The organism is Nocardia sp. NPDC003963, assembly GCF_053605105.1.
Genome location: NZ_JBSGIP010000005.1, coordinates 39228 through 64032, shown reverse-complemented (window position 1 = coordinate 64032; position 24805 = coordinate 39228). Strand labels below are relative to the sequence as shown.

General features: G+C 68.3%; 19 protein-coding genes. 1 reads left to right on the top strand and 18 read right to left on the bottom strand.

The genetic code is table 11. The features are described 5' to 3' along the window. Positions 1–11 precede the first annotated feature (11 nt). From ACWEWT_RS13830 to ACWEWT_RS13820, 3 genes are all read right to left on the bottom strand, one after another. Positions 12–3236 (bottom strand): arabinosyltransferase domain-containing protein, encoded by a 3225-nt coding sequence (locus ACWEWT_RS13830; protein ID WP_452558905.1) that lies wholly within the window; start codon positions 3234–3236, stop codon positions 12–14. Between the two features lie 123 nt (positions 3237–3359). Beyond that, positions 3360–3872, bottom strand: a complete 513-nt coding sequence (locus tag ACWEWT_RS13825; protein WP_452558904.1) for a hypothetical protein — start codon at positions 3870–3872, stop codon at positions 3360–3362. Positions 3873–3969: 97 nt separating this feature from the next. Beyond that, the gene (locus ACWEWT_RS13820; protein WP_452559165.1) at positions 3970–5406 is read right to left on the bottom strand and encodes a DNA polymerase IV; all 1437 of its coding nucleotides are present in this window, start codon (positions 5404–5406) and stop codon (positions 3970–3972) included. Positions 5407–5802: 396 nt separating this feature from the next. Between ACWEWT_RS13820 and ACWEWT_RS13815 the strand changes: the two genes are divergently transcribed. After that, positions 5803–6678 (top strand): UTP--glucose-1-phosphate uridylyltransferase, encoded by an 876-nt coding sequence (locus ACWEWT_RS13815; protein WP_452558903.1) that lies wholly within the window; start codon positions 5803–5805, stop codon positions 6676–6678. A 33-nt stretch (positions 6679–6711) separates the two neighbouring features. On the opposite strand, the gene ACWEWT_RS13810 is transcribed toward ACWEWT_RS13815, so the two are convergent. From ACWEWT_RS13810 to murD, 15 genes are all read right to left on the bottom strand, one after another. Further along, entirely contained in the window at positions 6712–7242 is a 531-nt protein-coding gene (locus tag ACWEWT_RS13810; protein WP_452558901.1) for an NlpC/P60 family protein, read from the bottom strand. 280 nt (positions 7243–7522) lie between these two features. Continuing rightward, the gene (locus ACWEWT_RS13805) at positions 7523–8464 is read right to left on the bottom strand and encodes a hypothetical protein (RefSeq protein WP_452558899.1); all 942 of its coding nucleotides are present in this window, start codon (positions 8462–8464) and stop codon (positions 7523–7525) included. Positions 8465–8654: 190 nt separating this feature from the next. Continuing rightward, on the bottom strand, positions 8655–11792 hold the full coding sequence (gene ileS, locus ACWEWT_RS13800; protein ID WP_452558897.1) for an isoleucine--tRNA ligase: 3138 nt from the start codon (positions 11790–11792) through the stop codon (positions 8655–8657). A gap of 360 nt (positions 11793–12152) precedes the next feature. Then, complete coding sequence (locus ACWEWT_RS13795) at positions 12153–12350, bottom strand: hypothetical protein (RefSeq protein ID WP_452558895.1); 198 nt, start codon at positions 12348–12350, stop codon at positions 12153–12155. A gap of 56 nt (positions 12351–12406) precedes the next feature. Then, the gene (wag31, locus tag ACWEWT_RS13790) at positions 12407–13252 is read right to left on the bottom strand and encodes a DivIVA-like cell division protein Wag31 (RefSeq protein ID WP_452558894.1); all 846 of its coding nucleotides are present in this window, start codon (positions 13250–13252) and stop codon (positions 12407–12409) included. A 63-nt stretch (positions 13253–13315) separates the two neighbouring features. Then, a complete protein-coding gene (locus ACWEWT_RS13785) occupies positions 13316–13618 on the bottom strand; it encodes a YggT family protein (RefSeq protein ID WP_030523839.1) in 303 nt (100 codons plus the stop codon). A gap of 90 nt (positions 13619–13708) precedes the next feature. Continuing rightward, the gene (locus tag ACWEWT_RS13780) at positions 13709–14485 is read right to left on the bottom strand and encodes a cell division protein SepF (RefSeq protein WP_452558892.1); all 777 of its coding nucleotides are present in this window, start codon (positions 14483–14485) and stop codon (positions 13709–13711) included. A gap of 349 nt (positions 14486–14834) precedes the next feature. After that, the gene (locus tag ACWEWT_RS13775) at positions 14835–15539 is read right to left on the bottom strand and encodes a YggS family pyridoxal phosphate-dependent enzyme (RefSeq protein ID WP_452558891.1); all 705 of its coding nucleotides are present in this window, start codon (positions 15537–15539) and stop codon (positions 14835–14837) included. A 285-nt stretch (positions 15540–15824) separates the two neighbouring features. Beyond that, positions 15825–16556, bottom strand: coding sequence for a peptidoglycan editing factor PgeF (gene pgeF, locus ACWEWT_RS13770; RefSeq protein WP_452558890.1), 732 nt, complete (start codon positions 16554–16556; stop codon positions 15825–15827). Positions 16557–16865: 309 nt separating this feature from the next. Continuing rightward, the gene (gene ftsZ, locus ACWEWT_RS13765; RefSeq protein ID WP_452558889.1) at positions 16866–18158 is read right to left on the bottom strand and encodes a cell division protein FtsZ; all 1293 of its coding nucleotides are present in this window, start codon (positions 18156–18158) and stop codon (positions 16866–16868) included. Positions 18159–18543: 385 nt separating this feature from the next. After that, the gene (locus ACWEWT_RS13760) at positions 18544–19209 is read right to left on the bottom strand and encodes a cell division protein FtsQ/DivIB (RefSeq protein WP_452558888.1); all 666 of its coding nucleotides are present in this window, start codon (positions 19207–19209) and stop codon (positions 18544–18546) included. A 33-nt stretch (positions 19210–19242) separates the two neighbouring features. After that, the gene (gene murC / locus ACWEWT_RS13755; protein WP_452559164.1) at positions 19243–20682 is read right to left on the bottom strand and encodes a UDP-N-acetylmuramate--L-alanine ligase; all 1440 of its coding nucleotides are present in this window, start codon (positions 20680–20682) and stop codon (positions 19243–19245) included. Between the two features lie 68 nt (positions 20683–20750). Beyond that, complete coding sequence (gene murG / locus ACWEWT_RS13750; protein WP_452558887.1) at positions 20751–21896, bottom strand: undecaprenyldiphospho-muramoylpentapeptide beta-N-acetylglucosaminyltransferase; 1146 nt, start codon at positions 21894–21896, stop codon at positions 20751–20753. Then, on the bottom strand, positions 21893–23332 hold the full coding sequence (gene ftsW, locus ACWEWT_RS13745) for a putative lipid II flippase FtsW (RefSeq protein WP_452558886.1): 1440 nt from the start codon (positions 23330–23332) through the stop codon (positions 21893–21895). The genes murG and ftsW overlap by 4 nt, the downstream gene beginning before the upstream one ends. Then, entirely contained in the window at positions 23329–24795 is a 1467-nt protein-coding gene (gene murD / locus ACWEWT_RS13740) for a UDP-N-acetylmuramoyl-L-alanine--D-glutamate ligase (RefSeq protein WP_452559163.1), read from the bottom strand. The genes ftsW and murD overlap by 4 nt, the downstream gene beginning before the upstream one ends. Positions 24796–24805 lie beyond the last annotated feature (10 nt).

The following is a 24805-nucleotide window of genomic DNA, read 5'->3' as shown; positions in this document are numbered from 1 at the left end:
CGGCTCGCGGCTCACCAGGCGACGTTGATCGGGCCGGGCGACCACATTCCGGAGTGATCCTCCTGTGTCGTGTGCGGGCGGGCCGGCACCGCTTCGGGATCGATGGGCAGATACTGCTGGAGCTGCCCCCAATCACGGTCCCAGTCCTGGTCGAGGTAGGTCGGCAGGGTGCGGGCGTAGAGCAGGAGACCGGTCCAGCCCAGGGGGCCGCCACCGTCGTGGTTCTGCCACAGGTTGGTGTCGGTCGCACCGACCCGGTCCGGCAGGATCCGGTACTTCGGTGTCTCGGCGATACCGATGCGGTGATCGAAGGGCCGCTGGCAGGGGAACTGCAGACCCACCGCCCAGTCCAGCAGCACCGGATCGCTGGAGCCGACGACAGTGTTCAGGTCCTGCGTCTGCGGAATCCGGGGCGGGGTGAAGGCCAGCCACTGACGCGGATCGCGGTCGCGGTCGGCGGCGACGATGCGCACGGTATCGGCATCGGCGTAGGGCGCCAACGGGACCCGCAGGTTACGCCACGAGGGAGCGGGACCGATATCGATCGGATTGACCCGGCGCAGCGGTACCGGATTCGCGGCCGAGCCGCCGGGCGCGGTGGTGGAACCGAATTCGAGTTCCAGCGACTGTCCGTGGGTCACCACGCCGTCGGTGTCGCGCGACCAGATCCGGCCGGCGGCACTGAGCGCCAGGATATCCGCGCGGTCGGCGACCGGCGGCAGCGAATACCAGCCGGAGGTCAGTTCGGCCGGACCGTCGGCGCTGTCGCTGCCCAGGACCGGTGTTCCCGGATCGAGCCCGAACGGCAATGCGGGACTGTCGGTTTCGGTGGCGACGCCGCTCCCGGCGGTGGCTTCGCCGACCGAATCGGCGATGGCGGCGTCGGCGCCTTTCTCGGCGTCGGCGCTGAGGTCGGCCGCGACTCCGCCCGCGCTGAATCCGGTGCCGGTGCCGGCCAGTGTGGACGCTGGGTCACCGGAGAGCGGGGCGAGCAGACCGCGGTTGGGATCGGTCTCCACCAGAACATGCGGTGCCAGACCGCAGGTATTGCCGGCGAGGGCGTTCAGATTGGAGCTCGCCAGCGAGAACGCCGGATATTGCGCGACAGCGCCTTTCGCGAACGACGCCACTTCGAACAACACCATGAAGGCGGCCGCCACCGTCAGTGCCGGAATCTTCGCGACGCGCCAGCCCCAGCGCGAGATCCGGTGCTGTCCGTCGTCGGGTGCCCGCACATGCCACCACGCCGCCAGCGCCAGCAGGGCCACCGCACCCAGCAGGAAGACCTTGTTGAAGGCGATTCCCGCCACCGACGGTTGTTTGTCCCACCACGGGATGCTGTAGGAGGAGACGTACCACCAGCCGTTGGGGCCGGCGAAAACCAGTGCCAGCAGGAACGACACCGCGGCGGCGAACAGCGCCCGGTTGCGCGGCGCCCGCATGACCCGCGGTCCGATCGCCACCGCCGTCAGCACCGCCACCGCACCGGCCAGCCCGGCGAAGACACCGAGGTGGTGGGTCCATTTCGTGGGTGTGGTCATCATCAGCGCCATCGCGCCCACGGTGACTCCCAGGATGCGGCGCGACGGTCCGACCGCGGCGGTGGGGATCCGGCCCCCCTTGCGCAGCAGGGTCAGCAGGCAGACGGCCAGACCGGCGATCATCACGAAGATCCCGAACCGCCGGGCGACCGAACCGTCCACCGTGCCCATGAACAGGTACTGATAGCGCAGGTATTCGTCGAACCAGAGCACATGCGGGCCGGCCAGCTCGTGCACCCGCCGCATCTCCATCATGGCGCTGAACGGCTGGTCGGCGAAAGCCACCACCAGCACCAGCACTCCCGCCGCGGCCAGCGGCAACAGCTGCGGCAGCCAGCCGGCCCGCGGCGCCCGAGCGGAGACGATCTTGATCAGCGGCCGGAGCCCGGCCAGCAGCGCGGCCACACAGATGAGGCCGTGCGGACCGGCGGTACAACTGAAGGCCGCGATCAGAATGGCGACCGCGAACGGCAGCAGCCGCCGGGTGGCGATACCGCGCTCGACCGAACACCAGGTGAGCAGCACCCCGAGCGCGACAATGGGTTCGGGCCGCAGCCCGTTGTTGTAGGGCAGCCAGACGGCGAGGAACACCAGTGCCCCGGTCCACGGGACGAACCGGTTGCGATGCAGTGCGGCGCCGAACCGGGGCACCACCTCGCGGCTGATCACCAACCAGGCCAGGATTCCGGCCAGCAGGCTCGGCAGCCGGACCCAGGGGCTGGCGGTGCTGAGATCGGCCATCAGGCCGATGAGGTCGTAGTACGGGGTGCCGACCGGGTTCTCCGGGACCCCGAAGTAACGGAAGTAGTTCGCCATGTACCCGGCGGCCTGCGAGGTCCGGCCCATGCCGAACTGGTAGCCGTCGTCGGAGGTGGTGGAGCCGATGAAATGCCAGAGCACCAGGGTGCCCAGCACCACGACATCGACGGGGCGGAAGGCCCACCACCGAGCCGGTAGGAACCGGCGGGCGCGGCGCCCGTCGAGGGCATCGAGCCGGTACAGCGCGAACAGCGAGATCAGGGTCGCGACGACGGCCGACCAGATCGCGATCTGTTTGACCGGCGTCGGGCTGGAGCTGAACCGGCTGTCGATATCCGCGGTGACCGTGGTACCCGCCGGGTCCCCGAGATCACTGAACACACCGACCAGCTGGGGTCGCAGATCACCGCCCAGCACCACCTGTTCGGATCCGGTGAGCGAGGCGACGGCCTCGGTCATATCGGCCCGGACCGTGAGTGCGCAGTCCGGGGGCAGTTCGGCCACGGGGACGCTGAACAGCGATTGGTTGCGCAGTACGACGTCGAGCTGCGCACCGGCCTCCGGGGTCGCGGGCCGGACCCGGGCCAGGAACCCGTAACGTTCCAGGTCGGGGGCACCGTAGGGCGCGGTCGAGGTGAGCACGCCGCCACCGGGGCCGAGTTGCTGGATCGCCGCGCAGGGCACCGTGGCGGTGAAGTTCAGCGGCGCGTACACGACCAGCGGTGCCTCGATCGAGGCAGCGGAATCGTCCTGCGGCCAGCTCAGGGTCGCCGCGTCCACCCGGACGGGCAACAGCGGCACCGCCAGCGCGAGCAGGGCTCCGATGAGCGCCGATACCAGCGCGACCGGCCGGGCCCAGCCACCACGCGATCGGGATCGGGGATTGTCGGAGATATCTGCCGGCTCGGGCGCCGCCACCACCATCGTGTCAGCCACGGGGCGCAATCCTAGCGGGGACCGCGCGCACCACTGCGGCGGAGTTCACCGAGCAGCCCGACACGACCGAACGAAACCGGCCGGTCCGCTGTCTGCGGACCGGCCGGTTCGAAGCGTGCGGGATCAGGCCACGCAGGCCGGGGACTGTACCTGAGCCTGGGCGAGCATATTGCAGGTCCAGGTCTTCTCCACCTTCCAGACACCGTCTTCGGCGACGAACGGGACGTCGACCACGTTCTGGGTGTCGCCCAGTTTGAAGTTGGCCTTGGCGTTGAGGGTGTCGGCGAAATCGCTCACCTCGGTGACCTCGATGGTGGCGCCCGAATCCGTGTAGAACTGGGACAGTTTCGCCGGCAGTTCCGGATCCGCCTCGGCGCCCTGCACCATCTGCAGCTTCTCCTCGTTCGGCACATTCGGGTCGAGGGCGCGCTGGAGCTGAGTGTTCAGGTCGGCGGCGGAGGGCACCGGCGGCAGGTCGGACGCCTCTTCGGATTCCGAGGCGGCCGCGGATGCGGACGTGGTGCTCGCGGCCTTGCTGTCCGAGTCGGAATCATCGCTACCACACGCCGTCAGGGTCAGCGCGGCCACGGCGGCCAGGCCGGCGATCGCAATACGTCCGGTCTTGCGAAGCTTCAACTGCTCGTCCTTTGCGTTCGAGGGTTCGGTGTCGTGCGCGGCGACAGAGCCACCGGAACCGGCGACGCTGCCCGGGACCAAACTACCCGGCGGGCCCTCAGGACAAGCTGCCGAGCGGGTCCGCTGAGCACAACTCCGTATTGTCGGCAGCGAAAGTACGCGCGATCCCCGGTCCTGTCGAGCGGGTCTCGAACCGGACGGTCACCCGTCCGTGGCCCGCGCCCTGCACCCAGCCGAATCCGAATTCGGGATGCCGCACATCCGAACCCGGCCGCCACAGCGGGCTCTCACCAGCGGAAATACCGGAATCCGGCGGCCCGGTATCGTTTTCGCCGACCTCGTCTCCCGCCGAGTGGCCGCCCGGCACAGTGTCCACCGAACTCGCCGGGACCGGCCGAGCTCTTACCGAATCCACAGAAGTCTCTTCGGGAGCCGCCAGAGAATCCGGAGCCGTTTCGCCCTCGCCGGAGAACCCCGCCGGTCCGGCGCCGCGGCGGTCCAGCTCCGGGAACAGGGATTCCTGCCGGATCGTGGACAGTCCGGCGTAACCGACACCGACCAACCGAATCGGCCCGAGTTCGCGGGGGTCCACGGCGGCGCGCTGCGCGGCGGCGGTGAGGGTGGGCAGATCCTCCGTCGCATACGCCAGGGTGGTGGAGCGAGTGGTGATACTCATATCGGCGCGACGCAGTTTCAGCACCACCGTACGTGCGGCGCGGCCGTCGCGGGTGAGCCGGCGATGTGCCGCCGCGGCCATCTCGCTGATCGCCGGGCGCAACCGCTCCAGGGTGACGATGTCGTGTTCGTAGGTGGTTTCGGCGCTGATCTGTTTGGCCTCGGCCCGTTCGGCGACCGGACGATCGTCGATACCCCGCGCGAGGCGGTGCAGCGCCGCCCCGATACTGCCGCCCAGAATCGATACCGCCTCCGCCTCGGGCAATGCCGCGAAGGCTCCGACGGTTTCGATCCCGAGGCTGCGCAATCGGCTCTCGGCCACCGGCCCGATACCCCACAGCCTGCGCACCGGCAGCGCGGACAGCAGTGCCTGCTGCTCATCCGGCGCGATCACCCGGATCCCATCGGGTTTGGCCATTCCGGAGGCGATCTTGGCCAGCTGTTTCCCACTCCCGGCGCCGACCGAGGCCACCAGTCCGGTGCTCTCCCGGACCGCCGCCCGCAACCCGGCGCAGAACGCGGCCACCTCGGCGGCGCTCGCCCCGGCCAGTTCGGCGGGTTCGGCGAACGCCTCGTCGAACGACAGGGTCTCCAGTACCGGGATCCGGGCGCGCAGAGTATCGAAGACCCGACCGCTCAGCACCCCGTAGAGCGCGCCCCGCGGTGGCACCACCACCGCGGATATCCCGACCAGCCGCCGCGCCTGATGCATCGGCATGGCCGAACGGGCGCCGAAGACCCGGGCCTCGTAGCTCGCCCCGGCGACCACACCGCGCGCACCGGTACCGCCGACGAGTACCGGGCGGCCGCGCAGAGTGGGCCGGGTGAGTTGTTCGCAGGAGGCGAAGAACGCGTCCATATCGATATGCAGCACCCAGCGCCGGGAAGTCCCACCGGCCGGGCGGGTGCCCGGTCCGGCGCCGGGCTCCGGATGCTCACCGCTCACCACGAGGCGGCTCGTGGTTCACCGGACCGGCACCACCGCGGATACCGGCGGCGGCTACGCAAGCCGTCGCCGGTATCCCTGAACGTGGAGTCCATGGGCGCAGAATCTACGCGGCGGTACCGACAGCAGAGGGGATGCGGATCGGTGGCTGCCGGGTTGCCGGGAATTCCCTCGCCCGGCGACCTGTCACGGGGCCCGGCCCGTCGCCCACCCGCCATGGACGATCGACCCGGCCACAGGGCGTTTCCGGGATCACTGGACCCGGCCGGGATACCACGTCCCGGGTGACTGATATGTGATGATCGGACGATGAAGATCCGCAAGGCCGTGATTCCCGCTGCCGGTATCGGTTCCCGGCTGCTGCCGCTGACCAAGGCGATCCCCAAGGAAATGCTGCCGGTCGGTGACAAGCCGGTGATCGAGCACACGGTGCGTGAGCTGGTGGCCTCCGGGATCACCGATATCACCATTGTGGTCAGTGGTGGAAAATCGCTGATCCAGGATCATTTCCGGCCCAATCCCGCACTGGTGGCCCAATTGCGGGCCGACGGCAAGGCCGCCTACGCGGACGCGGTGGAGGAGGTCGGTGAACTGTCCCGGCTGGGGCATATCACCTATCTGGACCAGCACGGCCCGTACGGAAACGGCACCCCGGTCCTGAACGCGGCCCGTACCGCCGCCGACGAACCGATGCTCGTACTGTGGCCCGACGACGTCTTCGTCGCGGAGGAACCGCGGGCCCAGCAGCTGATCCGCGCCTACGAATCGACCGGCTGCCCGGTGCTGGCGCTGATGCCGATGAATCCGAACGAATCGCAGCGCTACGGTGTCCCGGTGGTCCGGGAGGACCTGGACGACGGCCTGCTGCGGATATCGGGGCTGGTGGAGAAACCCAAACCCGAGGACGCGCCCTCGGCCTTCGCCGCGATCGGCGGCTATGTGGTGACACCGGGGATCATCGACGAACTGCGTGCGCAGACGGAGAACTGGTACACCCACCGCACCGGCGAGGTCTACCTGACCGATTCCATCAACGCCTATGCCGCGAACCATGCGGTATACGGGCAGGTCATCCAGGGCCGCTGGTACGACACAGGCAACCCCGGTGACTATCTCATCGCGCAGTTCGCCTCGGCGCTGGCCCACCCCGACTATGGGCCGCTCCTGCGCCGTCAGGTCGACTGACCCGGGTTCGGCGGCATCGTCGCCGCCGCGGAGTCAGAATCGACGGATGCTGTAGATGTAGAACTGGTCCAGTGGGGTGAGCCCCACCGGGAACCCGGCGGCATAGGCATTGAGCACCTGCCCGAACCCGGCGTAGATGCCCACATGGGAGGCATCCTGGTTGATGATGATGACATCACCCGGTGAGAGCGCGTAGCGCGGCACCGAGGCACCGACCTCCGCCTGCTCCCAGGTGGTCCGCGGGAGCACGACACCCACCTGGCGGAAGGCCCACTGGACCAGTCCGGAACAGTCCCAGGTATCGGGGCCGGTGGCTCCCCATTCGTACATTTTTCCGGTCTGGGACGTGGCCGCGGCGAGCGCGCCCAGTCCGTTGCTGCTGGAGATCGGCAGCGCGGCCGATCCACTGGCGCTGAGCGATCCGGAACCGGAGGCCGATCCAGTACCCCCGCTTCCGGTACCCCCGCTTCCGGTCTGCGCCCACCCGGGGGTGGCGGCGACCGCGCCCACGGCCGTCGCGAAGAGCACGCCGGCGATACCCCGGCGCAGTGCTATTCCGATCACGTGCCCACCCTTCTGCCCGTCGGTGCCCGGGACGCCGTGTGGCGCCCGGGTTTTCTCGCGGCACCCGCCACGGGGGGTGGGATACCGCAACCACAGGGGTCACGCCGGGGTGAATCGGCTCCGGCGCAACTTCACTCAGGTAGAACCGAACGAAATGATCACCGTTCCCGGTGGTCCGGAGGCCCGGACTCAGCGGTATCGGGGATGATTTTGCCCGGCCCGCAGAGGGCCGACAAGCTTCTGGCAAATTTCTAGCATGTGATGAACATCACAAAAATGTTTATTGCGTTTGGGTCGCCACGTCGTTCAGCGTCTTGAGAACCACATCCTTGGTGGCTGCCGGGGACTCCACGAAGACCCCTACCTGCCAGACCGGCTCACCACCCGGTTCGGCGGCGAAAAAGCGGCTGAAGTCCACCGAGTACTTACCTTTGTCGTTGGACGCGGTCTCCACATAGGACGTCCGGTCGTCGAACTTGCGAGCCTTGTCCGGCGCATCGAACCAATCGGCGTTGAACCGGGTCTGCGTCGCGGCATCGCAGGTCGCTGGACATTTGCGGAGCATCAGGTTGACCTTCTGGCCCGCAGTGGAATTGCCCTCGTCCACGCAAGCCCAGACCTGAGCGTCCGGGATCTTGTCGAACGTCCCCTTCATACATCCCCAGGAGCCCGCGGCCCGAAAGGCGAAGGGCCAGTCCTTGAACGCCATCGTGTAGGTACTCTCACCGGCCTGCCAGGTCGGGCCGAGCACCGCGACCGGTGCCACACCCGCACGCAGGACGGGTTCGCCCGTGGACGGCAGGGCGCTGGTGGTCGCGGTAGTGGAGGTCGCCGCAGCGGAACCGGACGGCTGCGCGGAATCGGTTATCTCCGTGGAGGTTCCCGTCGCGGTGTTCTCCTCGGACCCCCGCGACTGCATCACCACCAGTCCGACCACGCCGACCAGAACCAGTGCCACCACGGCGGCGAGCACCGCGATCAACGGACCGTTGTTCTTCGCCGGCGGACCCCCGTACCCACCGCCGCCCAGCGGCGGCACCTCCCAGGCGCCCTGCGGCGGAGTGGGTTGCGGGCCGTGCCCCGCGGTCTGCCCCCACTGCACGCCCGGACCCGGCTGCCCGCCCTGCGACTGATAGCCCTGCTGCCACTGCCCCGACGGGGAGTTCTTCTGTTGTCCCTCGGGGGAATGCTGCCACCACTCGTCGGGATTGTCCGAAGCCATAAGGTCTCACCCTAGTGCGCGACTCGGCCCCGGTCATGGCCATAAGTCCCGGCGCAGCCGGTTCCGGCCCCCACCTGCGAAAACCATTGGAACCCGGCCTATACCGCAGTCGGCCGGGTTCGCCCCGGCGGATACGCCCGCGGCGATCGGACCTCGCCGGCCGGCCCCGTCGGGTCCGGCCGGCGACGGCTCAGCCCGCTTTGACGACCCGGGCCCGCACCCCACCGGTGAGTTCCGCGGCGTCCGGGCCGGCCGGCCCGAATTCCAGCTGGACGGCCAGGATCTCCCCCGCGATCAACTCGCGATGGGTGCTCGCCCAGTTCTGCCGGTCGGCCGGCACCTCGAGGGTCGCCGTCACACGGTCGGAGACATCGAGCCCGAGTGCCTTCCGGGTCTCCTGCAGATCCCGGATCACATCGCGCGCCCAGCCCTCGGCCTCCAGTTCCTCGGTCACCACCGAGTCCAGCACCACCAGCCCCGCGTTACCGGGCAGCGCGGCGGTGGATTCCGGTTCGGCCGCCACCAGTCGTTGCGTGTACTCCTCGGGCAGTAGATCGATCCCGGCCGCGCTGACCACACCGTCGGCGTTCTCCGACCAGTCACCCGCCTTGACCGCCTTGATCACCCGCTGTACGTCCTTGCCCAGCCGGGGTCCGGCGGCACGCGCGTTGACCGCCAGCTCGAACCGGCCGTGGGTGGCGACATCGGTGGTCAGGTCGACCTTCTTGACATTGACCTCGTCGGCGATGATGTCGGCATAGGGCGCCAGCCGGTCCGCGTCGGACGCGGCGATCGTCACCTCCGCCAACGGCAGCCGGACCCGCAGTTTCTGAGCCTTGCGCAGGCTCAGCACCGTCGAGCACACACTGCGCGCCTCGTCCATCGCGGCGACGAGTTCCGGATCCTGCGGCAGGGTGCCCGCGGTCGGCCAGTCGGCCAGATGTACCGAACGCTCGCCGGTGAGACCGCGCCAGATCACCTCGGCGACCAGCGGCAGCAGCGGCGCCGCCAGCCGGGTGACGACCTCCAGCACCGTGTGCAGTGTGTCGACAGCGTCGCGATCCTCGGCCCAGAACCGTGCACGCGAACGGCGCACATACCAGTTGGTGAGCGCGTCGGCGAAGGTACGCAGTTCCTCGCAGGCACCCGCGATATCGAACTCCTCCAGCGCCGCGGTCATGACCTCGCGACTCTGCGCCAGTTTCGCCAGGATGTAGCGATCCAGCACATTGGGCGAATCGGTACGCCACACACCGGGTTCGGCGGCGTAGAGCTGCAGGAAAGTCCAGGCATTCCACAGCGGCCGCAGCGCATGACCCACACCTTCGCGGATACCGCGCTCGGTGACGATGAGATTGCCACCGCGCAGGATCGGCGAACTCATCAAGAACCAGCGCATGGCATCGGAGCCGTCCCGGTCGAACACCTCGTTCACATCCGGGTAATTACGCTTGGACTTGCTCATCTTCAGCCCGTCGTCGCCCAGGACGATCCCGTGCGCGACCACATTCTTGAATGCCGGACTGTCGAACAGCGCCGTGGACAGCACATGCAGGTTGTAGAACCACCCGCGGGTCTGGCCGTTGTACTCGACGATGAAATCGCCCGGGAAATGCGAGTCGAACCAGTCCTTGTTCTCGAACGGGAAGTGGACCTGGGCATACGGCATGGATCCCGATTCGAACCAGCAGTCCAGCACCTCCGGCACCCGGCGCATGGTGGACTGACCGGTCGGGTCGTCCGGGTTGGGCCGGGTCAGCTCGTCGATCGCGGGACGGTGCAGATCCGTGGGCCGCACCCCGAAATCGCGTTCGAGCTCGTCGAGCGAACCGTAGACATCGATGCGCGGATACGCCGGATCGTCGGACATCCACACCGGGATCGGGCTGCCCCAGTAGCGGTTCCGGCTGATGTTCCAGTCCCGCGCGTTCTCGAGCCATTTGCCGAACTGACCGTCCCGGATATGCTCGGGCACCCAGCTGATCTGCTTGTTCAGCTCCACCATCCGCTCGCGGAACTGCGTCACCGCCACGAACCAGGACGGCACGGCCATATAGATCAGCGGCTGGCCGGAACGCCAGCTGTGCGGGTACGAGTGGTCGATGGTCTCCTGCCGCAACAGTTTTCCGGCGGCCTTCAGATCCTTGATGATCACCGGGTTGGCATCGAACACCATCAGGCCCTCGTACGGCGGCACCATGGAGGTGAACTTGCCCCCCGGGTCGAGCGGCTGTACCAGCTCGATCCCGTTCGCGCTGCAGACGTCCATATCCTCCTCACCGAAGGCGGGCGCCATATGCACGATGCCGGTACCGGAATCGGTGGTGACATAGTCGGCGGAGAGGACCCGGTGCGAGTTCGGATGCCCGACGAAGAAGTCGAACGGGGGCGCGTAGTGCAGATCGACCAGCGCGGCGCCGTCGTATTCGCCGAGCACCTCGGGCTGCTCGCCGAGTTCTCGCGCATAGTGCGCGACCCGTTCGGCCGCGAGCACATAGCGTTTACCGTCCGCACCGCGCACCTGCACATAGCGGAGGTCCGGATGCACCGCGACAGCGAGGTTGGACGGCAGCGTCCACGGAGTGGTGGTCCAGATCAGCGCGTTGGCGCCGTCCAGCTCCCGCAGCGGATGATCGTCGGGGACCGCGAGCACCATATCCACCGTCACCGCCGGGTCCTGGCGCATCCGGTAGGCGTCGTCGAGCTTGGACTCCTGGTTCGACAGCGGCGTCTGCTCGTACCAGCTGTAGGGCAGCACCCGGAAGCCCTGGTAGATCAGCCCCTTGTCGTAGAGCGACTTGAACGCCCACATCACCGACTCCATGAAGTCGAGATCGAGGGTCTTGTAGTCGTTGTCGAAGTCGACCCAGCGCGCCTGCCGGGTCACATAATCGCGCCATTCATCGGTATAGCGGAGCACCGACGACTTGCACGCGGCATTGAATTCCGCGAGTCCCATCGAGTCGATCTGTGATTTGTCCGTGATACCGAGCTGCTTTTCCGCTTCGATTTCCGCCGGCAGCCCGTGGGTATCCCATCCGAAACGACGCTCGACCCGCTTACCGCGCATGGTCTGGAAGCGTGGGATGACATCTTTGACGTAGCCGGTCAGCAAATGACCGTAATGCGGCAGACCGTTGGCAAACGGAGGGCCGTCGTAGAAGACGAACTCCGGGGCGCCGGCCCGGTTGTCGATACTGGCGCGGAAAGTTCCGTCGGCGGCCCAGGCGTCCAGTACGGCCCGCTCCAGCTCGGGGAAGGACACACCGGATCCACCGCCGAGATCGACGCGCGGATATGCGCTGCTACTGGATTTCTCGTCCGCCATGGCGGCTTCACGTCTCCTCGTGCCCGGCGCGCTCTGGGGCGCGGTATGTCGGCACGGGGACGATCACGGCGCAAAGGGTGCGCCGGAACCGCGGTACCACCCCGCTTGTCCGGCCCGGCGAACCGGGCGAACCTCTCGTTGCGAGCTGTGACGGGCTCACCCGTTCGGGTCTAGTGAGCGTGCGCGACCTACAGCGCGCCGCGCGGCGCCGTTCTTCCGAAAGCTCCCCGGTGATGGCCGGATCGTCGCCGACTTACAGGTTTGATTCTAACCAGGACGGTCAACCACTTATACAACCGCCCGCGGAGCAACAGCACACGCAACCCGGAAGGACGTAGTGGTTTTCGCCCGTTTTTCTCGTCAGCGCTTCGCGTGCTGATCCCGCGGCGGCAGTTCCTCATCGGGTGCGCGCATCGACAGCGCGCTCACCAGCAACACCACAGCACCGATTACGCAGACCAGGATGCAGCCCCAGGCCCACATCACCGATCCGGTGGCCAGGGACACGATCAGCAGGGCCAGGCCTATCGCGGCCAGCGCCAATGTCAAGACAAGCATGATGACCCCCAGAACAGCAGGCCGGGTGCCCGTTCGCTCCCAGCGGTATCGGGCGTTTACTCGCCGTTGCCGAACGACGCGGGGGCGAGCTGGTTGGCCCCGGTATCGAAGGAGTCACCCTCGTCGACCGGCACTGCCGAACCGCGGTTCTCCAACTCCTCGAGCTGCGATTCCAGATACGACTTCAACCGCACCCGGTACTCGCGTTCGAAGGTTTTGAGGGTCTGGATCCGGCTCTCCAGCACATTGCGCTGCTGGGTGATGGTGCCCATGATCTCGGTGTGTTTGCGCTCGGCGTCGGCCTGCAACGCGTCCGCCTTCTCCTTGGCCTGGCGCAACTGGCTGTCCGAGCGGGTCTGGGCGTCGGAGAGCATGGCGTCGGACTTGTGGCGCGCGTCGGCGACCATATCCTCCGAGCGCGCCCGCGCGTCGTTCACGAGCCGCTCGGAATTGGCCCGCGCGTTCGCCAGCAAATTCTCGGCTTCGGCCTTGGCGTCGCTGGTGAGCCGGTCGGCCATCTCCTGCGCCAGGCTCAGGACCTTGGCGGCCTGCATATTCGCGTCGGCGGCGACATCGGCGGCGACCGGGGTGGGGGGAACCGCCGGGATGGGCGCCGAGGGTGGAGCCTGGACCGGGGGTTTGATCGGTTCCGGCGGCGGGGCCTGCTGCACCGGTTTACCGAGGCCGGGCCCGCCCGGACCACGGCTGCTCTTGGCATCGGCCAGTTCCGCGTCGAGCTCGGCAACCCGCTGGCGAAGATCGGCGTTCTCCTCGATCAGCCGGGAAAGTTCCTGCTCCACCAGATCCAGGAAGGCGTCGACTTCGTCCTCGTTGTAGCCGCGTTTGCCGATAGGCGGTTTGCTGAACGCGACGTTGTGCACATCGGCTGGGGTCAGCGGCATGGAAGGATCCCTTCGCGCGTTGGCAGATCTAGCGGCTCTGGCAAGTCTTCAGTGCCCATTCTGTCACACCGGAGCTACCGGCTGCCCGAGCCGGCTCACGACCGACATCAGGATGAAGACCAGGAACAGCAGAACCATAATCGACAAATCGAGCCGAATTCCGCCCAGCGAGACCGGCGGTATCAGCCGCCGCAGCAGCTTTACGGGAGGATCGGTGATGGTGAAGATCACCTCGAGGATCACGACGACCACTCCCGTGGGGCGCCAGTCGCGGGCGAAGCTCCGGATGAACTCGACGATCACCCGGCTGATGAGCAACAGCCAGAAGATGAACAGTACGAAGTACAGCACCGCGAACAAGGCCACGACCTCACTCTGCCGCAAAATCGGCGCGGTGCAAAATGCCCGCGCCGATCCTGTTCGTACCACGCGGCGCCCGGCCGGGCACGCCGCTCGCTATTTCTGGTTGTAGAACCCGGTTTCCGCGATCCGGCGGCGCTCCTCCGCCGATACGTCCACATCGGCCGGGGAGAGCAGGAACACCTTGGTCGCCACCTTGTCGAAGGAGCCACGCAGCGCGAAGGCCAGCCCCGCGGCGAAGTCGACGAGGCGTTTGGCATCGGCATTGCTCAGGTCGACCAGGTCCATGATCACCGGGTTGCCCTCGCGGAACCGCTCCCCGATGATCGCGGCTTCGCTGTAGTCACGCGGACGCAGCGTGGTGATCTTGGACAAGGGACCTCCGTCCTCGAAGATCGCGGGACGGCGGGCGGCAACCGGTTCGGCGCGCACCCGTTCGGCGAGCCGACGCTCCTCGGCGTCGGGATCGACTGCCAGCGCACCCCTGGTCGCGCCGCGTAACGAGGCACCGCCGCCCGGACGGTACCGGCCGGACGCGGCGGCGTCGATCCGGGTCGGACGGCGCGGGCCCTCGTATTCGTCGTCGTAGGCGTCGCCCGGGTAGTCGTCGCGGCGCGGCGCTGGGTAGCTGGGCTGGTAGGACGACTTGTACGGCGCTTCGCGGTAGTCGGGACCGTCGTAGCGGTCCTCGGGGTACCGGTCGTAGTCCGGACGGTCGTCGTAGTCGCGGGGAGCGCGGTCGGAATAGTCACGCGGCCGACGCGCGCCGCGATCCTCGACCCCACGCGGGGTGCGATCGTCGACGTAGTCGTCCTCGTAATCCTCGAGCGGAACCATGCCGAAGTACGCCTTGAACTTGTGCAGCGTGCTCATGACCGCGCCTCGCTAGCGCTCGGCTCGGTCACGAGCACGCTCGTGGCTGCGCCCATAATTCGCTCGCTGCGCTCACTCGATGACCGCGCCTCGCTAGCGCTCGGCTCGGTCACGAGCACGCTCGTGGCTGCGCCCATAATTCGCTCGCTGCGCTCACTCGATGACCGCGCCTCGCTGTCGCTCGGCTCCGTCATGACCACGATAGTGGCTGCGTCGAGTACTCGCTCGCTGCGCTCGCTCATTCTGGTCGACCTTCCTTCGGCCCCGGTGGCGGCCGGGTGTTGAAGTCTTGCTCAGCCCTCGTCGTGTCCCAGCATATGTGTCGAATGTGACTGATGAGGTTTGTTTGCTACGCCGAGGTTATCGGTCGGCTGCCCATGAGGGCAGTACCGACACGCACACACGTGGATCCATGGGCAATAGCTCTTTCAAGATCGTTGGACATTCCGGCGGACAGCTCCGTCGCACCGGGGTGTCCGGTGCGCAGGCGGGCGCAGACTTCGGCCAGGCGGGCGAATTCCACATCCGGGTCGGCGGCCTGCGGCGGAATGGCCATAACCCCTGCTAAACGCAGTCCGGCGGATTCGGCGATGTGATCGGCCAGCGCCGGCACGGCGTCCGGTTCCACTCCGCCGCGGGCGGGATCGGCGTCCAGGCTCACCTGGATCAGCACCTCCAGCGGAGAGTCCCGCTCACCGGAATCCAGCGCCGCGGCGGCGGCCGCGGCGAGCGCGGTCGCCAGACGTTCGCTGTCCACCGAATGCACGGCATGAGCCCACCGCACCACCTGACGCGTCTTGTTCCGCTGCAACTGCCCGACCAGATGCCAACGCACACCGAGATCGCTCAGTTCCGCGGCTTTGGCGCCGGCCTCCTGCGGGCGGTTCTCCCCGAAGTCCCTGCGGCCCAGACGATACAGCGCCGCGATATCGGATGCCGGGAAATATTTCGTCACGGGCAGCAGCCGCACGTCCCCCGGATCACGGCCGACAGCCGCGCACGCTGCATCGATGCGCGCGAGCACCCGGTCGAGGTTGGCGGCCAATTCCACCACACGCGCATCGTTCCCGGCGTCGACGCCGTCGGTGTCCGGGACAGCCGTCCCCCTGTTTCCACCGGAAGCTGCCGACCCACGGGCGGATTCGGCACCGATCCGGTCTCCCGGCCGCGGGCCGCTCACCGCCGGCCGCCGCTCTGCCGCGATCTCCGGCCGGTCATCGGTCTACTCTCTTCCGGCGCCGATCAGCGGCCACCCGTCGAACACTCTGCGCGACTGCGCGGCTCGTACCGGCCGTGCCATGGCGACGGCCGAATCCGGCGCCGCGAACCACCCGGCCCGTCACGCTGTACTCGAATCCATCCAGATGACACTGCCCAATCGTCCGGTCGGGGCACCCCGGCGATGGCTGAAGAGCGCGGTGTCCTCGATGGTGCAGCGTGGATCCTCGGCGATCGCGGCGACCCCGGCAGCGGTGAGCTGACGCCGGATCCCCGCGCGCAGATCCAGACCGGGGGTCCCGCGGACCGTGGTGGTGGCGCTCCCCGGCAGATGTTTCTCCACATCTGCCCGCATCTCGGCGGGTACCTCGTACTGCCGGCCGCTCGCGGCCGGGCCGAGCAGCGCGCCGATCCGATCGATCCGGGCGCCGGCGGAGACCATCGCGTCCAGAACCCGCGGCACGATACCGATTCGCGCACCCACCCGGCCGGCGTGCACCGCGGCCACGACCCCCGCCTCGTCGTCGGACAGCAGGATCGGTACGCAGTCGGCGGAGAGCACCACCAGTGCCAGACCCGGCCGGGTGGTGACCAGAGCGTCGGTCCCGGGGAACGGTTCGGTGCGCGGGCCGTCCACGGTGGCCACCGTGCGACCGTGGATCTGTTCCATCCAGATCACCTGATCGCCGGGCAATCCGAGCGTCTCGGCGAGCCGGGCACGATTACGTCGCACCGCCTCCGGATCGTCGCCGACATGATCGCCGAGATTGAACGAATCGTAGGGCGGCGCGGAAAAGCCCCCCGCCCGTGTGGTGACGACCCGTCGAACCGTGAGTACCGATGCCGCTGTCATGACACCGAGCCTAATAGCAGTTCGATACGGAATTGTTCGTGCCGCTGATCCGGGCGACCGGTCCGGGATGTGATCCGGTCACCCGGCCGGATCGGCAACTCCCGCAGGACACACCGGCACTCGGGTAGCGCGGAAACCGTGCAGCTCACAAGCCGACAACGCAACCCGGCCGGGACCGCCGGCCGGACTCCCGGTCCGCGGCACCCGGCGCGGACGACAGCCGCGCCACATGTCGAAATCGTACGAATGGGCCGCCCGCGAAATCGACGCGGGCGGCCCGGTGGAGACTGTGCGGAAACCTTCCGGGGATCAGCGACGCATGAAGTCCGGGACGTCCACATCGTCGTCGTCATCGTCGGGCAGATCCGGCGGCGGCTGGATATGGGACCGGCTGTTGTGACTCAGGGTCGGATCCACCGGTGGGCGGCTACGCTCGGTATCGCGGTAGCTCGGCGCCGGGCCGCGGGCGACGGACGAGCCGGAATCCGAGGCCCGGGTCGGCGCGGGCTCCTCGGAATGGCCGCGGGCCGCACCCAGTTCGGCGGTCCGGGACTGGCCCAGTTCGGCGGTACGCGATTGTGCGGATATCTCCGCGGTGCGCCCGGATCCCAGCGACCCCCGGGTGGTGGCAGGGTCGAAAGTACGCCGCGCCGGGCCGCCGCCGTCGAATCCGGCGGCGATCACGGTGACGCGCACCTCGTCGCCGAGCGAATCGTCGATGACCGTACCGAAGATAATGTTCGCCTCGATATGCGCGGCCTCCTGCACCAGGGAGGCGGCCTCGTTGATCTCGAACAACCCCAGATCCGAGCCACCCGCGATCGAGAGCAGAACTCCGTGCGCACCGTCCATGGAGGCTTCCAGCAGCGGTGAGTTGATCGCCGCTTCGGCCGCTTTGACCGATCTGCCCTCCCCCCTGGACGAACCGATACCCATGAGCGCGCTACCGGCACCGGACATCACGCTCTTCACATCGGCGAAGTCGACGTTGATCAGACCCGGCGTGGTGATCAGATCCGTGATGCCCTGGACACCGTTGAGGAGTACCTCGTCGGCGGAGCGGAACGCGTCCATCAGACTCACCGCGGCGTCACCGAGCTGCAGCAGCCGATCGTTGGGGATGACGATCAGGGTGTCGCAGGATTCGCGCAGCAGATTGATACCGACTTCGGCCTGGTTGCCACGCCGCTTCCCCTCGAAGGAGAAGGGCCGGGTCACCACACCGATGGTCAGCGCGCCCAGTTTGCGCGCGATACTCGCCACGACCGGTGCGCCACCGGTACCGGTACCGCCGCCCTCGCCCGCGGTCACGAAGACCATATCGGCGCCCTTGAGCACCTCTTCGATCTCGTCCTTGTGATCCTCGGCCGCCTTACGGCCCACTTCGGGGTCGGCGCCGGCGCCGAGACCACGGGTGAGCTCCCGCCCGACATCGAGTTTCACGTCGGCATCGCTCATCAGCAGTGCCTGGGCGTCGGTGTTCACCGCGATGAACTCGACACCCTTGAGACCCTGCTCGATCATTCGGTTGACGGCGTTCACGCCGCCGCCGCCGATACCGACGACCTTGATCACGGCAAGGTAGTTGTGCGGGGGCGTCATGAGCTCTCGCCTTCCTTCGACTCAAAGTCTGTCGTTTTCGGATGTCCGGTACCGATCCGCGCGACCACGATCCGCGGACCACGATCCGGGCAAACCCTGAACCTCAACCATAGGGTTGGAGTTATGTCAAGTATCCGACTGGTGCGGAACGCTATTCGCCGCCGTCGTGATCCGCTCGCAGGCGCGCCGAGACGATAACCAGTTTCTTCGGCGAACTTGCTTCTGCCAGGGCGGTGCGCGACGTATCGTGAACGGTTGCCCAGCTGTCCGCGCCCACATCGTGGGACGCCCCCGGCTCCCGCAACATACGGTCTTCGGGTGAACGCCCGGGACCGCGGTGGAGCTTCGAACCGAACAGGGTCGAACCGAACAAGGTTGCTGGGAATCATTTTACCGTGACCAGACTTGGACTCGAGACGTCGAACACGGTTCCCGGCTGGGTGAGCAGCGGCAGTACCACCGCCGATTTGCGTTCGCCGTCCTCGCTGCTGCCCCAGAGTACAGTGCGACCGTCGCGCAGCGTCAGCGAAATCTGCGACGGGCCCTCGGCACGCACGGTTTCCACCTGCACGTCCAGCGCCGGCGGCAGCACCCGGGCCACGGTGACCGCGGCACGGGTCAGTTCGTCCGCGCTGCCCGGCCGGGCCGTGACCAGTTGCGGCACCCCGATCGGCGCGGGTTCGACGGCGTACTCGATCCCGTCGGCGTCCAGCAGATGCGCGCCCTCGGGGGATTCGTAGTACAGCACCGGGCTCCGTGGCTCGATCCGGACCCGCACCGTCGACGGCAGCACTCGCTGGACGCGGACACTGCGGACCTTCGGAATGGTCGCCACCCGAGCCGCCATCGCCGCGGTATCGATCCGCAGGATCGAACCCGTCTCCGGCACCTGGAGCAACTCGCGGATCTGCTCCTCCGAGATCTCGCCCGCACCGTCGATCCGGACCTCGCGTACCGAGAGCAACGGGGAGAACCAGGCGAGCGCGGCCAGGGTGATCGCCAGCACGAGCGCGGGCAGCGCCCACAGCCGGAACCGCCGCAATCCGCCCACCCCGAATCGTCGCGTCCCGGCCCGCACTCCGCCTCACCGCCCGTACTGCGGACGCGCGCGTAGTCCGTCCAGGATCTGGCTACCGAGCATGGTGACATCACCGGCACCCATGGTGATCACCACATCACCGGGCTGGGCGAGACCGGCGACCTGGCGGCCCACCCGCGACATATCGGGTTGATAGTGCACCGGTTTGTCCACCGCCTGGGCGACCAGCGCACCGTTGACGCCCGGCAAGGGCTCCTCGCGTGCCCCGTAGACGTCGAGCACGACCACCTCGTCGGCCAGGCCGAGGGCGGCACCGAATTCGGCGGCGAAAGTTGCGGTACGGCTGTAGAGATGCGGCTGGAAGACCACGATCACCCGGCCCCGTCGTGAGCGGGCACCGTCGCGGGCCTCCTGTTCCACCAGTTCGGCCGCGGCGCCGAGCACCGCGCGGACCTCGGTGGGATGGTGGGCGTAATCGTCGAACACCCGGACCCGGTTCTCCCGGCCCACGAACTGGAAGCGGCGGTGCACCCCGCCGAAACTCTCCAGCCCCTGGATGATCTCGTCCACATCGGCGCCCGCCGCTCGTGCGGTCAGCAGCGCGGCCAGCGCGTTGAGTGCCATATGCCGCCCGGGTACCGAGAGCCGCAGCGTCCGCAGGGCGGGTTCGTCGGCGAGCTGGAACTGGGCGATACCACCGACATCGCGGGGTTCCCAGCTGTGCAGGCGCACCCCGACGGGAACAGGTGCGTCGGGCAGTTCCCCGGAGCCGTAGCCCAGTACCCGGACACCGCGCGCGGCCAGCCGCTCGCCGGTGCGCTCGGCGAGCGCCCGCGCGCCGGGATCGTCCAGGCACACCACCAGCAGCCCGCCATCGGCCAGACGATCGGTGAAATCGTCGAACACCTGCACATAGGCGGCGTCGGAACCGAAGAAGTCCAGGTGATCGGATTCGATATTGGTGACGACCGCGACGTCCGGGTCGTACTGCAGCAGTGAGCCGTCGCTCTCGTCGGCCTCGGCGACGAAGATATCGCCGCTGCCGTGGTGGGCGTTGGTACCCGCCTCGTTGAGTTCACCGCCCACCGCGAACGACGGGTCCAGCCCGCAGTGCTGCAGGGAGACGATGAGCATCGAGGTGGTGGAGGTCTTCCCGTGCGTCCCCGACACCAGCAGCGTGCGATGCCCGTTCATCAGGGCCGCCAGGACGGTCGGCCGCAGCAGTACCGGGATATCGCGGCGATGTGCCTCCACCAGTTCCGGATTGGTCTTGGGAATCGCAGCGTAGGTGGTCACCACCACGGTCGGACCACCGGGCAGCAGGTCCAGCGCACCGGCGTCGTGCCCGATCCGCACCTGGGCGCCGCGCGCCCGCAGCGCGAGCACCCCACGGCTCTCCTTGGCATCGGACCCGGACACCTCGCCGCCCCGCGAGAGCAGGATCCGGGCGATACCCGACATCCCGGCGCCGCCGATCCCGACCATATGGACCCGGGCCAGTTCCGGTGGCAGCGCGCCGGGACCGGTCTCGGGAGCGGTCAACTGCTCCCCGCTCACCGGCCCGCCGCCCGCAGCACGATCCGGGCGACCGCGTCGGCGGCATCGCGATGGCCGGCGCCGGCGGCGGCACGGCCCATCTCGGCAGTGCGTGCTGGATCCGTGAGCAGCGGTATCACCTCGTCGATCACATATTCGGGGGAAAGTTCGGGGTCGGCAACGATTCTGCCACCACCGGCCGCGACAACGGGCCGGGCATTGAGTTCCTGTTCGCCGTTTCCGTGCGGCAGCGGTACGTACACCGCGGGCAGTCCGACCGCCGATACCTCGGCGACCGTCATCGCCCCGGACCGGCAGACCACCACGTCGGCGGCGGCGTAGGCCAGGTCCATCCGCGAAAGGTAGGGCACCGCCACATAGGGTGCGGCGGGGTCCACCGACTCGATCTCGAGGGTGTTCTTCGGGCCGTGTGCGTGCAGCACCGAGATCCCGGCCGCGGCCAGTTGCGGGGCCGCACCGGAAATCGCCTCGTTGAGCGAACGCGCCCCCTGCGAGCCGCCGAACACCAGCAGGACCGGGCCCTCCGCCGGTAACCCGAAATGCTCCCGCGCCTGCGCGCGCAACCCGGCCCGGTCGAGCGAGGTGATCGCCGAACGCACCGGAATACCCACGACCTCGGCGTCGAGGCCGGAACCCGGAACCGCGGCCAGCACCCGGGCCGCCCGCCGCGCGCCGACCTTGTTCGCGATACCGGCCTTCGCGTTCGCCTCGTGCACCACCACCGGTACAGCGCGGCGGCGGCGCAGCGCGCCGCGGCCCGCGGCCAGATAGGCGGGCAGCGCGACGTAACCGCCGAATCCGACGACCACATCGGCCTCGACGGCGTCGATGATCTCGCGGGTCCGCGATACCGACGCCCGGACCCGGCCCGGCAACCGCAGCAGATCGGCGCTGGGTTTCCGCGGCAGCGGCACCGGCGGGATCAGTTCGAGGGGGTAGCCCCGTTCGGGTACCAGGGTGGTCTCCAGGCCGCGCTGGGTGCCGAGCGCGGTCACCCGGATACCGGGATCCAGCCGGCGCAGCGCATCGGCGACGGCCAGGGCCGGCTCGATATGCCCGGCCGTACCGCCACCCGCGACGATCACCGATATCCCGTCCGCGCGCGACGCCGTGTGCTCGTCTGCGGACTGAGGTGCGCTCACCTGTTTCTTCCCCGTTCTCGTGCGTGTGTCACCGAATAGCTGGGTTCCCAGGCCCGGGTCGCTCGGAGTGTGTCGGTACCCCGGCTGTTGGCGCGCTGCCGCGTGCGCGACTGCTCGTCCCGCGGGTCGGTACGGGCCGGGCGGCGAGCCGGGCCCTGGTCGCGGGCCGGTGCGGCGGCGCGCGCCCGGACGGGATGGTAGACCTCCGGTTTCGGCAGCCGTAGCAGCCGGCTCACCCGTCCGTCCTGGCCGGCGTGCAGGGCCGCCACCGCTTCGGGTTCGTGCCGGGCGGCGTTGGCGATGATGCCGAACATGAGCAGTGTCAGGGCCAGTGACGAACCACCAGCCGATACCAGCGGCAACTGCAATCCGGTCACCGGCAACAGGCCCACCACATAGCCGATGTTGATCAACGCCTGCCCGGTTATCCAGGTGGTGGCGGTCGCGGTGAGCAGGCGTAGGAAGGGATCCACCGAGCGGGCGGCGATCCGCAGGCCGGTGTAGACGAAAAGCGCGAAAAGGCCCAGGACCAGGGCGCAACCCAGGAAGCCGAGTTCCTCGCCGATGATGGCGAAGATGAAATCGTTGTGCGAGTTGGGCAGATAGCTCCATTTGGCCCGGCTCTGGCCGAGTCCGCGACCCCACAGTCCGCCGTCGGCCAGTGAGTACATCGCCTGCCTGGCCTGGTAGTTGATGCCCTGCGGGTCGTCGGCGGGGTTGAAGAAGGCGCGCATCCGGTCGGAGCGATAGCCGGCGGAGAGGGCGAGGGCGAGGGCGGCGATGGCCCCCGAGGCGAGGATGGCGACGAACAGCCGTACCGGCAGGCCACCGAACCACAGCAGCGCCAGGAGCACGATACCGAGCGCGATGGTGGTCGACAGGTTCGGCTGCAGGACGATCAGCAGACATACCAGCAGACCCGCCGGAACCAGCGGTACCAGCAGATTCTTCAGACCACCGGGATCATTGGCCGCCCGGCCCGCGGCCCGCCGCGAGATCAGCAGGTGCGCCCCCCACACCACGAACGTCACCTTCACCAGCTCCGAAGGCTGGATCGAGAAAACTCCCAGGTCGATCCAGCGGCGCGCGCCGTTGACCGTACTCCCGACGCCCGGGATCAGCACCAGCACCAGCAGCAAGACCGAACCGGCGAACACCGGGAAGGACAGCTGCCGCAACCGGCGCAGCGGTATCCGCAGCGCGAGATAGAACAGCACCGCGCCGACCAGCGCGTACATCATCTGCTGTACGAACAGCGAATAGGCCGATCCGCCGTCGGCGTAGGACTCCACGCTGGAGGCCGACAACACCATCACCAATCCCAGCAGAGTGAGCAGGGTCGCGATGGTGACGACCAGATGGAATGAGGCCAGCGGCCGCGCCAGCCAGGCGCCGAACCGGCCCACCTGCACCTGTCGCGTGCCGCGCGGTCTCATAACCGCCGCCCGAGGTCCTCGTCCTTCAGGTCCTCGACCGCACCGGCGAAGCTGCGGCCACGATGGGCGTAGTCGGTGAACATGTCCAGCGACGCCGCCGCCGGCGCCAGCAGTACGGTATCGCCGGGTCCGGCGAACGCCGCCGCCTCCCGCACCGCACGTTCCATGATCGCGTCGGCGATCTCGGTGTTGCGGGTCCCGGTGATCGCTTCGTCCATGACTGCCTGCCCCATACCGGCATGATCCCGCGTATCCAACTCGACCACGGGGACTTCCGGCGCGTGTCGCGCCAGCGCGGCCGCGATCACCGGAGCGTCCACACCGAACAGCACGACCGCGACCAGTCGCTCGGCGACCTCCTCCACCAGATCCTCGACTCCGGCGCCCTTGAGCTGACCACCGGCCACCCAGACGACCTGCTGATGGGCGAGGATCGAGGACCGCGCGGCGTGCGGGTTGGTGGCCTTGGAGTCGTCGACGAACTCGACGCCGCCCAGTTCCCGGACCAGCGCCGACCGGTGCGGGCCGACCTTGTGCTCGATCAGCCCCTCACGGACGAACTGCGGCGCCACATCGATGGCCCGGGTCAGTGCGGCCGCGGCCAGAGCATCGGCGATACCGGCCGGTCCGGGTGGGCTGATCTCCTTGGATTCGGCCAGGATGGCCGCCTTGGTGAAGGCGCGATCCAGCAGCTTGCCGTCGACCACTCCGAGTTCACCGTCGGCGGGTACGCCGATCCGGAAGCCGATGGTGCGGCGGGCCTTCGAGCGGCGCGCCAGCCGGGCGGCCACCGGATCGTCGAGACCGACCACCCCGACCCGGCCGAGCAGGGCCCGCGATTTCGCGGCCGCGTAGGCGTCGAGTCCGCCGTGCCAGTCCAGGTGGTCTTCGGCCACGTTCAGAACGACCCCGGCTTCCGGGCGAACCGACGGCGCCCAGTGCAACTGGAACGACGACAGTTCGACCGCCAGTACCTGCGGACCCGGATTACGGCGCAGCGCGTCCAGGATCGGCAGGCCGATGTTCCCGCAGGCGACGCTGGGGATACCGGCGGCACGCAGGATCGAATGGGTCATCTGCGTCGTCGTGGTCTTACCGTTGGTCCCGGTCACCACCAGCCATTTGCGGACCGGACCGTAGATCCGGGCCTGATCCACCCACCAGGCGAATTCGACATCCCCCCAGACCGGGATGCCCTCGGATACCGCCGAGGCCAGGACCGGCGAATCCGGCCGCCAGCCCGGACTGGTGATCACCAGTGCGAACCGCGACCAGTCGGTGTGCTCGAGTTCGGGCGTGGGCGCGATATCCAGTCCCAGTTCGGCGGCCTCGGCCAGAGCCGCGGCACCGCTGTCGGTGACCACCGGCCGGGCCCCGATATCGCGCAGCGGTGTGACCAGCGAACGACCCGAGACTCCCCAGCCCGCGACCAATACCTCGCGGCCGCGCAGGAATTCCAGCATCGGGCCCGGC